Annotated in this window: 4 protein-coding genes and 1 pseudogene; 3 read left to right on the top strand and 2 right to left on the bottom strand. The window is 65.5% G+C overall.

Annotation, left to right across the window (positions count from 1 at the left end):
• The 3 genes and pseudogenes from ABD287_RS18175 to ABD287_RS18165 all read left to right on the top strand — a co-directional run.
• The coding region (locus ABD287_RS18175) for a hypothetical protein (protein ID WP_425565669.1) at positions 1-400 on the top strand (400 nt) is incomplete at its 5' end.
• Positions 369-515, top strand: a pseudogene (locus ABD287_RS18170) (methyltransferase, FxLD system); the annotation flags it as partial. The gene ABD287_RS18175 and the pseudogene ABD287_RS18170, both read left to right, overlap by 32 nt.
• Before the next feature lie 255 nt (positions 516-770).
• The gene (locus ABD287_RS18165; protein ID WP_344174725.1) at positions 771-1,298 is read left to right on the top strand and encodes a DinB family protein; all 528 of its coding nucleotides are present in this window, start codon (positions 771-773) and stop codon (positions 1,296-1,298) included.
• Positions 1,299-2,350: 1,052 nt separating this feature from the next.
• On the opposite strand, the gene ABD287_RS18160 is transcribed toward ABD287_RS18165, so the two are convergent.
• Positions 2,351-3,622: an outer membrane protein assembly factor BamB family protein gene (locus tag ABD287_RS18160; RefSeq protein WP_344174723.1), complete on the bottom strand. Its 1,272-nt coding sequence runs from the start codon at positions 3,620-3,622 to the stop codon at positions 2,351-2,353.
• 110 nt (positions 3,623-3,732) lie between these two features.
• Positions 3,733-4,064: transposase (locus ABD287_RS18645; RefSeq protein WP_425565668.1), on the bottom strand; the 332-nt coding region annotated here is incomplete at its 5' end.

The raw sequence follows: 4,064 nt of genomic DNA, 5'->3' as shown, positions 1-4,064 counted from the left end.
GGCCCGCACCTGGGGCCCGCGTGGCGTTACCCCGATTCTGACCGTGGCCGGCCGTGGTGGGCGCCGCATGTCGGTGGCCGGGATGGTCGCCTACAAGCCGGGACACCGTTCCCGGCTGCTCTACCGGCTAATGCTCCACCGTGGCCGCAAAGGCGAGCCCAAGGGCTTTGCCGAAGCGCAGTTCGCGGAGATGATCGACGCCGCCCACCAACAGCTTGGCGGGCCGATCGTGCTGATCTGGGACGGGTTACCGGCCCACAAGTCCCGCAAGATGCGCAAGATGATCGCCGCCCGGCCCTGGCTACGCGTCTACCAACTGTCCGCCTACGCCCCGACCGAAGAACCTCAAGTAACGCAGCCGCCCCGCGACCCGGTCGTGGGCGCTGCGCCGAGCCGGTGACCAGTTGGTCCGCCAGGGTAAGCGGCTGTGCGGATTCGTGTCGATGCAGGGCGCCGGCAGGCACGAGATGCGCTACGTCGACATCGCCGAGGGCGTGCACCTGCGGCTCGACGAATAGCAACCTCGCCGACCCCGACAACGACGTTGGGTACACAGACATCGACCTACCCCGCCTCTCACATGGTTGCTCTCGACTACCGGACAGCAATCAACTCCCGACCCACACCCGTACGAAGCCGCGGCGCCACCGACCAGGCTGCCGCCAAGCAGCAGGCCCCGCGACCCGCCCTCCCAACTCGCCGCCACCCGCTCCGAGCCGCCGCCGACACCAGCCACTGACAACTCGTGACAGATCCGGCAGAGTGCGGCTATGACTACGACACCGGATGGACGCTCGATCCCGCCTGCACATGCTGACGAACGAGCCATGCTGGAGGCGTGGCTCGACTTTCACCGTGCGACTCTCGTACTCAAGTGCTCGGGCCTGAAAGATGATCAATTACGACTGGCCTCAGCGGCGCCATCGTCGATGACCCTGTTGGGCCTCGTTCAGCACCTAGCCGAGGTGGAACGCAACTGGTTTCAGCGTGTGTTCGCGGGCCAGGACCTGCCGCCGGTATTCGAGGAGAGCAACGGCGACGGATTCTCCCTTCTTCCGGACCGAGGACTCGACGCGGCGATGACTGCCTGGCAGGCGGAAATCGCTCGGGGCCGTGAGCTCATCGCCGCCGCGTCGCTGGACGACTCCGGTCGTCTGTCTGAGCAGGAGGCTGGCCATGTAGGAGATCAGGGAGTGTCTCTGCGTTGGATCATGGTTCACATGATCGAGGAATACGCGCGTCACAATGGCCATGCCGATCTGATCCGAGAGCGCATCGACGGACTCGCCGGGGCGTGAGATGCGATGGCGAGCGGGGAAGCAGCCGCTCGCGCGGCGTTTCCCCGCGTGAGCCCATCGGCCGTCGGGTCGCGAGGACACCGGCTCGTTCGATGCTGTCAGCTTGGCCGTGCCCGTGCCGCGGGGCCGTTGGTGATTACTTCACAGATCAGCACGCCCTCGCGCATCCCCGTATCGAGCGCGTCGGCGATTCGTCGGCCGGCCAGCGACTTCGGGGCGGGGGAGGCCCTGGTTTTGGTCGCCAGGTGACCGCGATCAGCCATCCGTCGGGCTGCCGGCCGGCAGGTTGGGCACCTGCCCGCCGGTGGCCCGCAGATGCGCGCCATCGCGGTCGTCCTGGCTCTTTTTTCCAGCCTGGGCAGCGCGCGCCACAGCGGCGCCCGACGAAGCCGTCAGGGGCGCCGCTGTCATGTTTGGGGGAGGAGGCGATCTCCACTCGTCGCGTTCGTTGAGGTCGCATAGTCAGGCGGTGGGGGACTACCGACGCCGTTGAAAAAGCTGGTGTGGCGGGAGTAGACATGCGCCGGGCTGGCCGGTATGTTTCTTCAGGTCAACGGAGTAGATCATAAAGACGTAGACGTAGCAGCGCGACCGTCAGGGTCGTGATGGACTACTGGTTGAGCCCGGCTCTTGGGCGAAAGTTGTTCGTTCTTTGGTTTGAGCCCGGTTCTTGGGCGAAGTTGTTTGTGGATGTTGTTTGACGCCGGGCGTGATTATGCGTTGGGCGGCTGGGGGTTGTGTAAGAGGGTTCCCAGTGAGGTGAGCGCCCGTGGTTGTCGTTAGGGCCGGGAACGTAGGGGCTCTGACGAGTGGGTGGAGTTTTTGAAGTAGAGGTATGGGAGAGACGTCGCCGTTAGATCGCCCGCTCGTCTGTCGCCTTCTGCGGCGGAGCGGACACCGTAGTCCACCTGTGGTAGGGGTGGGTTCGGTCACGCTTACGCGATCTCCGCACTTGCCGTCGCTTCGGCTGGTGCGGTAACGACAAGCCGACATTTCGGCAGACGGTGTTCTGTCCAAGGATCCCGGGCCCCGGCGCTTTCGCGCCGGGGCCCTCATCGTTGGGGTCGCAGGGCAGTGAGGTGGCCGTCGTCGAGGGTGTACAGGGTTGAGGGGCTTACGGCCAGTCGGGTGTACGCGCTGGTGGGCAGCGGCGCGGCAGCGGCGGCGCCGTTGGCGGTGTGTAGTGACAGTAGAGCCGGCCCGTTGTCGCGATCGGCCACGACGTGTGTGTGTGAGTCGGTGGCGGCCAAGGCGTGGAGTTCACGGCCTAGCGTGTGACGCCAGACTTCAGTACCGCTGTGCAGATCGACGGCGACCAACTGACCTCCTTCTGCCTTGGCGATGGCCACGGCGCCCGCCAGCACCACGGGTACAGGGGTCGGGTCGTTCTCGGCTCGCGGATCGGCTCGACGCTTGGGTACCGACGGTATGCCGAGTGGAAATTCCCACCCCTGCGCCCCAGTGCGGGCGTCAAGCTGAACGAGTGTTTGCCTGTACTGCCTGTCCACCTGCAGCGCCACCAGATGATCACCACGGTTCCAGAACAGCCGGCACTCACTATCCACCAGGCGCTCCCAGATCGGGACGCCGGTGATCAGGTCACGTAGGGCTAGCGGAGCAGAGTGCCCCCCTGTCGGTGTGAACAGCGCGCGAGCCGGATGATCATTGGCGGCGGCCGGCAGAACGGGCCACTGATCTCGTGCCGTAGGCCAACGCTGGGCGCCGTCGGTGACTCGCCAGGTGAGGCCATCTTTGAAACTGGACTTGGTGTAACCGAGACCGACCAGTACCCGATCACCGTGAATATGAAGTTGCAGGGTTTTCCCACCCAACGGCTGTGCCCACCGCTGGCTGCCATCCGATACGTTCAAGACCCGGATCTCAACATTGCGCGGCCCGGAATCCGGGCCCGAACCTTTAACAGCGTAAGTCAAAGCGACGTGCTGGGCATCGGCAGCTAGTTCTACCCCGCGGAACTTGTCTGGCGGCAGATCCACCTTCCACAGCTGCGACCCGGCTGCGGCAGAAAGCGCAACGACCGCCGCGCCTTGGTCAATGATCACCCGGTTACCGGCCACGGCAAGCGTCTTCGCGCCCGTGGACAGCGACCAGCGCTCCCGCCCCCCATCCCCGCGCAGGCGCGGTCCGGGGGCCGCAGCCAACGCCGAACCGGGCAGCCCGGCAGCTGCCAGGCCGGCAGCAGCCGTCACGGCCGTACCGACGACCGCCGCCAGAACAGTCCGACGACGCAGATGACGGCCTGCCGTGGAAAAAGCATCATTGGTGTCACTTAGGGCCTCATTGCGCCTCGGCGTCGCTGCCATGCTTAACCTCCTAATGGGACACTGGTTCGACCCATCGATGGTCTCCCGCTCGCTTACAGCAGGCAAGACATCCGCAGACCGAAATAGCCTGATCACCACTCGAAGTCCCCCTACGCCTTGACATCGTCGACGGCGGCCGGTCGGCCACCCCGGCAAACTTGGACTTTGAACACCCAGAGCCCGGGATCGCCGGCGCCGGTGATGAGGACCGCGAGTAGCAGCCCGCAGGTGTCGACCGCGATATGGCGTTTACGGCCGTTGATATTCTTCTTGGCGTCGTAGCCGCGGCTGGACCGTGCGACGGTCTCGGCGCCGCGTAGCGACTGGGAGTCGACCAGTGCCGCAGTGAGCCTTTCCGGGCAATGGTTCGGTGACCGTGCGTTACGTGGTGCGGTCGGCTTCCAGGTGTAGGAGCACGAGGGCGGCGGCGGCGATCTGACCG

This window comes from Pilimelia columellifera subsp. columellifera (genome assembly GCF_039532605.1).
GTDB lineage: Bacteria > Actinomycetota > Actinomycetes > Mycobacteriales > Micromonosporaceae > Pilimelia > Pilimelia columellifera.
The sequence above is the reverse complement of the archived record's forward strand: the minus strand, read 5'-3'. Positions and strand labels throughout refer to the sequence as shown.